At 66.9% G+C, this 5,157-nt stretch carries 5 protein-coding genes and 1 other annotated feature; of the genes, 3 read left to right on the top strand and 2 right to left on the bottom strand.

What is annotated here, in order from left to right:
- Positions 1-688 (top strand): IS21-like element helper ATPase IstB (gene istB, locus SPOPO_RS26980; RefSeq protein ID WP_019873028.1); only part of this gene is annotated, 688 nt, incomplete at its 5' end.
- A 131-nt stretch (positions 689-819) separates the two neighbouring features.
- A protein-coding gene (locus SPOPO_RS0101580) for an IS3 family transposase (protein WP_245541661.1) occupies positions 820-2,075 on the top strand; the annotation gives its coding sequence in 2 pieces (ribosomal slippage) (positions 820-1,132 and positions 1,132-2,075; 1,257 coding nt in all).
- Positions 1,122-1,235 (top strand) — a sequence feature (AL1L pseudoknot). (Overlaps the previous gene by 114 nt.)
- A 785-nt stretch (positions 2,076-2,860) precedes the next feature.
- Here SPOPO_RS0101580 and SPOPO_RS0101585 read toward each other — a convergent pair.
- Both SPOPO_RS0101585 and SPOPO_RS26985 read right to left on the bottom strand, forming a co-directional pair.
- Positions 2,861-3,397, bottom strand: coding sequence for a nitroreductase family deazaflavin-dependent oxidoreductase (locus tag SPOPO_RS0101585; RefSeq protein ID WP_019873031.1), 537 nt, complete (start codon positions 3,395-3,397; stop codon positions 2,861-2,863).
- Positions 3,398-3,449: 52 nt separating this feature from the next.
- Positions 3,450-3,848, bottom strand: a complete 399-nt coding sequence (locus SPOPO_RS26985) for a carboxymuconolactone decarboxylase family protein (RefSeq protein WP_019873032.1) — start codon at positions 3,846-3,848, stop codon at positions 3,450-3,452.
- Positions 3,849-4,004: 156 nt separating this feature from the next.
- Between SPOPO_RS26985 and fgd the strand changes: the two genes are divergently transcribed.
- On the top strand, positions 4,005-5,066 hold the full coding sequence (gene fgd / locus SPOPO_RS0101595) for a glucose-6-phosphate dehydrogenase (coenzyme-F420) (RefSeq protein ID WP_019873033.1): 1,062 nt from the start codon (positions 4,005-4,007) through the stop codon (positions 5,064-5,066).
- Positions 5,067-5,157: the final 91 nt, after the last annotated feature.

The following is a 5,157-nucleotide window of genomic DNA, read 5'->3' on the forward strand; positions in this document are numbered from 1 at the left end:
GGCCCGGGCCGGCGAACTGGGCCACATCGAGTTCCTGCAGGTCCTCTGCCACGACGAGATCGCCCGCCGCGAGTCCACCGCCCTCGGCCGGCGGCTGCGCCGCGCCACCTTCGAGACCCCGACCACCCTGGAAGAGTTCAACTTCACCGCCGCCCCGAAGCTGCCGGCCGCGCAGATCCGCGACCTCGCCGCCCTGCGCTGGCTCGCCGTCGGAGAGTCGGTGATCCTGCACGGCCCGGTCGGGGTCGGCAAGTCCCACATCGCACAGGCCCTCGGCCACCTGACGGTCCGTCACGGTAATGAGGTCAGGTTCGCCAAGACCAGCCGCGTCCTGGCCACCTTGGCCGGTGGGCACGCCGACCGCAGCTACGACCGCCGCCTGGGCGAGCTGACCCGCCCGGCGCTGCTCATCCTCGATGACTTCGCCATGCGCGAGCACACCCCGGCCCAGGCCGACGATCTCTATGAACTCGTCACCGCGCGTGCCGCCGCCGGCCGCTCGTTGGTCTTGACCTCCAACCGGGCACCGGCCGACTGGTATCCCCTCTTCCCCAACCCCGTCGTCGCCGAGTCCCTACTCGACCGGCTGATCAACAACAGCCACCAGGTCTTCATGAACGGCCCCAGCTACCGCCCGAACAAGCGACCCGGGCGCGCCACCTCGACACCGAAGGAGGTCAACGGATAGAACACCTTCCAGGACCCACGACCTGGGGAATTACGTGAGCACAACCCCGGGGAATTACGTGAGCGTCGACAAACTGGTGAACCGCCCTGGGTTCCTTGGAGGCTCCTGACCTTTGGAATGAGGATGGAGCCATGGGGAACGAACGCGGGTCTGGGCACCCGTCAACGCGGCGGTACTCCCCCGAGGAGAAAGCTCGGGCGGTCCGGTTGGTTCGGCAGTTGCGCAAGGAGATCGGCACCACGCACGGCACGATCGCGCGGGTCGCGGAGCAGATCGGCTGCGGGGTGGAATCGCTGCGGCAGTGGGTCAAGCAGGCCGATATTGATGAGGGCCTCGAGCCCGGGGTGACCAGCGCGGAGGCCCAGCGGATCAAGGAGCTCGAGCAGGAGAACCGTGAGCTGCGCCGGGCCAATGAGCTGTTGAAGCGGGCCTCGGCTTTTTTTGCGGCGGAACTCGACCGCCCCTCGAAGTGATCGTCGCGTTCGTCGACGAGAACCGGGACCAGTTCGGAGTCGAGTTCATCTGCAGGCATCTGCAGGTGGCTCCGAGCACGTACTACGCCGCGAAGAAGCGGCAGATCGCACCGTCGGCCCGCGCCGTCCGGGATGCGGTGATGATGCAGATTCTGCTCACCCTGTGGGTCGCCAACCGGAAGGTCTACGGAGCTCACAAGTTGTGGAAGGCGGCCCGCCGCGCCGGTCATGACATCGGCCGGGACCAGGTTGCCCGCCTGATGCGCGAACTGCAGATCGAAGGCGTATCGCGGCTGCGCAAGAAGGTCTTCACCACTCGGGTGGACCCGGACGCGCGCAGAGCGCCCGATCTGGTGAACCGACTGTTCACCGCCGACCGGCCCGATGCACTGTGGGTGACCGACCTGACTTATGTCCCGACCCGGTCGGGGATGGCCTACGTCTGCTTCATCGTCGACGCGTTCAGCCGGCGCATCGTCGGATGGCGGGTCGCGTCGAACATGAAGACCGAGATGGTCCTCGACGCCCTGGAGATGGCCAGGGCCTCACGTGGCGGGCAACGTCTGATCGGCCTGGTCGCACATTCTGATGCCGGGTCACAATTTACCTCGGTGCGCTTCACCGAGCGGTTGGAAGAGATCGGAGCCCGGCCCTCGATCGGGACAGTCGCGGACTCCTATGACAACGCCCTGGCCGAGACGACCAACGGCCTCTACAAGACCGAGTGCGTCTACGGGCCCGATACCCGCGGCTGGGACGACGTCGACGAGCTCGAACTCGCGACACTGTCCTGGGTGCACTGGTTCAACGAACAGCGGCTGCACGGGCACTGCGGCGACCTTCCGCCGGCGGAGTACGAAGCGGCGTTCTACGCTGACCAACGGACCGACCCCGCCGGGGTTGGAATCCAATAGAACGAGCCTCCATCAGACCCAGGGCGATTCACTGGCCGGTAGGTGTGATCACCGGCCCCAGCCCTGGGATGTTTGCCGCTTCCGAGACCGGGGGGAGAGGGCGGGTCACCGGTCGCAGTCGAACGCGGCCGCGTTGCGCTTCTGACGAGCGCTGCGCACCTTTGGGTGAGGACATGAGCGCCGGCTGCTCCGACCGCAGTCGCGGCCGAGAGGGCAAGGAATCGGGTCACCAACCAACGTCGCGGCGGACTCGGGTCCCGAGCGGGGCGTCGCTCGTCGGCGCCGAGAGCTCGAACCAGAGGCAAGCTACGGAGATAGAACACAGCTCCCACAGCGGCGGCGAAGCCCGTGCTCGCAGTAACGGTAGCTCCCGCCGTCGAGGCTCCGGGCGAATGCATTGCCGCAGCCCCGCCGATCAGCGAGAGCACGGCAGCACCGCCGACGAACAGCTGAAGACCTCGCGCCCCGCGTGGTGACGCCAGTAGCGCCCCGAACAACACCGGCACGAGAAGGACGCCCATCACCAGGAGCGGCTTGTCGCGCTGACCGACGGACTCGATGGATGGCTTGCTCTCGAAGACCGGCGGGGGTGCGATCGATGACCTCGTCCCCCACCGCGGTAACGAGTGACGTTGCCTCAGGAACGAGGGCCGACATTACCTCTGGGCGGCAAGACCAACCGCTGCAGCGAGGGCACCGCCGCAGGCCCGCCCCGCTGCGTTCAGCTGACAGCGGAGGTCGCGGGTTCGGTGGCGCTGCGGGGTGGACCTGTCGGCATCCAAGGGTCAGGGTTCGACGGGAGTGAGCTTGAAGATGTCGAATTCGCGGCTGCGGCAGAACTTCTGGAAGTAGCCCCAGAGCGGAAACTCCTGAACCATGATTTCCCAGATCTCCGCGCGCTCCTGGCCAACCGGCCGACTCGCAATGACCTCGGTCTTCTTGTCCAGGACGTTGACCCAGGCCTTCGGATTGGCGTCGAGATTCTTCACCCAGAGCGGGGGGGTCTGCAGGCCGAAGAAGGAGCCGCAGATGTACCAAGCGCCGTTCCGCTCGACGAAGTTGAGAGCGACCGGAATCTCCCGTCCGGACTTCCGCCCGATGACCGTCACGACGATGACCGGTGCACCCGCGATCTCGTCACTTCCCTCCGCCCCTGCAATCACGTTCTCCGCCTGCATTTGGCCCCACGCGCGAATCAGGCCAGGCTGCCGCGAGGCCAGCAGGGTGTCCCACTCCTCCTGCGAGATGAAGTCAGGTTTCGGGGGATTCTCCAGCCCTGCCTCGATGCGCTGATATTGCTCTTCGGTGATCTCGTCGGTCACAACACTCTCCTCGAGGGTTCTCGGCTCACTGGCTCCGACACTGAGCTCGCGCTCAACTGGCGCGGGCGGCATCGACCTCGTCGAACACCGCCTTGGCGACGCTGAAGGCGTCGATGGCCGCCGGGAAGCCGGCGTAGACCGCGATCTGGAAGATCACTTCGCAAATGTGCTCCCGTGACACGCCGAGGCTCAACGCACCCAGGATGTAGGCCCTCAATTGGGCCGGCCGGTTCAGCGCGGTGAGGGCAGCAATAGCGATTGCAGCCCGCTCCGGCAGCTCCAGCTCAGGCCGAGACCAGACCTCACCTAGCACGGTCGAGATGGAGAACTGCGTCCAGTCCTCGGCGACCTCGCCCGGAGTCTCGAACTGGGGAATTACTGGGGAGTTGCCAAAAAGGCGGGCGGCGACGCCATAGCCCTGCGCCAGCCTGTCGGGGGTGTCGGTCGTCATTGTGTGCTCCGCAACGTGAGGCTCGGTGAAAGCTTCAGCTGTCACCTGCTGGCAGACTTGGGGCGGGATCAAACTTACTGATCAGTTAATACTGAGGTCAACCATCCAGCTCGCCGCCGGGGCTCGCCGGTTGGCGGAACGCAGAGGAGACAACCGATGTCCACTACGGATCACCGCCCTGACACGTCGGACCCGGAGGCGCCCGCGGGGGCGCAGGTCAGGATCGGTTACAAGGCGTCGGCGGAGCAGTTCGGGCCTCGTGAGCTGGTGGAGTTCGGCGTCGCGGCCGAGCGGTTCGGATTCGACTCCGCGGTCGTGTCGGACCACTACCAGCCGTGGCGGCACAACGGCGGGCACGCCCCGTTCTCGATCTCGTGGATGACCGCGGTCGGAGAACGCACGTCGCGGATCACATTGGGCACCTCGGTGCTGACCGCGACGTTCCGCTACAACCCGGCGGTGATCGCGCAGGCGTTCGCCACCATGGGGTGCCTGTACCCGGGGCGGATCATGCTCGGGCTGGGGACCGGGGAGGCGCTCAACGACGTCGCGGTGACCGGGATGGTGTGGCCGGAGTTCAAGGAACGCTTCGCCCGGATGCGCGAGGCGATCGACCTGATGCGCCGGCTGTGGACCGAGGACAAGGTCGACCACCAGGGCGAGTACTACACGACCGTCGGGGCGACGGTGTACGACAAGCCCGAGCGGCCGATCCCCATCTACGTCGCCGCCGGCGGCCCGGTGGTGGCCCGCTACGCCGGGCGGGTCGGGGACGGGTTCATCTGCACCTCGGGCAAGGGCATGGCCCTCTACCAGGAGGAACTGGTCCCGGCCATCGACGAGGGCATCGCCAAGGCCGGGCGCACCCCCGAATCGTTGGACCGGATGATCGAGATCAAGCTCTCCTACGACCACGATCAGGACTTCGCCCTGGAGGCGACCCGGTTCTGGGCCCCCCTGTCGTTGACCCCGGAGCAGAAGCACTCGGTGCATTCCTCCGCGGAGATGGAGCGCCTCGCCGACGAACTCCCCATCGAGCAGGTCGCCAAGCGGTGGATCGTCGCGTCCAAGCCGGATCAGGCCGTCGAGGCGATCCGGCCCTACGTGCAGGCCGGGTTCACCAACCTGGTCATCCACGCCCCCGGCGCCGACCAGACCCGCTTCATGGACCAGTTCGCCGCCGACGTCATGCCCCGCCTCCGCGAACTGGGAACGTGACGCCGATGTCGGTTCCGACGCCCAGTGCTGTCCGGCGTGCGCTCCGGCGTGCCCGCGACGGAGCCAGCCTGAACCACGACGAGGTGCAGGC

This window comes from Sporichthya polymorpha DSM 43042, from assembly GCF_000384115.1.
Lineage (GTDB): Bacteria > Actinomycetota > Actinomycetes > Sporichthyales > Sporichthyaceae > Sporichthya > Sporichthya polymorpha.

Coding starts and splice junctions, on each gene's coding strand:
- fgd (WP_019873033.1), top strand. CDS start 4,005: ATGTCCACTACGGATCACCGCCCTGACACGTCGGACCCGGAGGCGCCC.
- SPOPO_RS26985 (WP_019873032.1), bottom strand. CDS start 3,848: ATGACGACCGACACCCCCGACAGGCTGGCGCAGGGCTATGGCGTCGCC.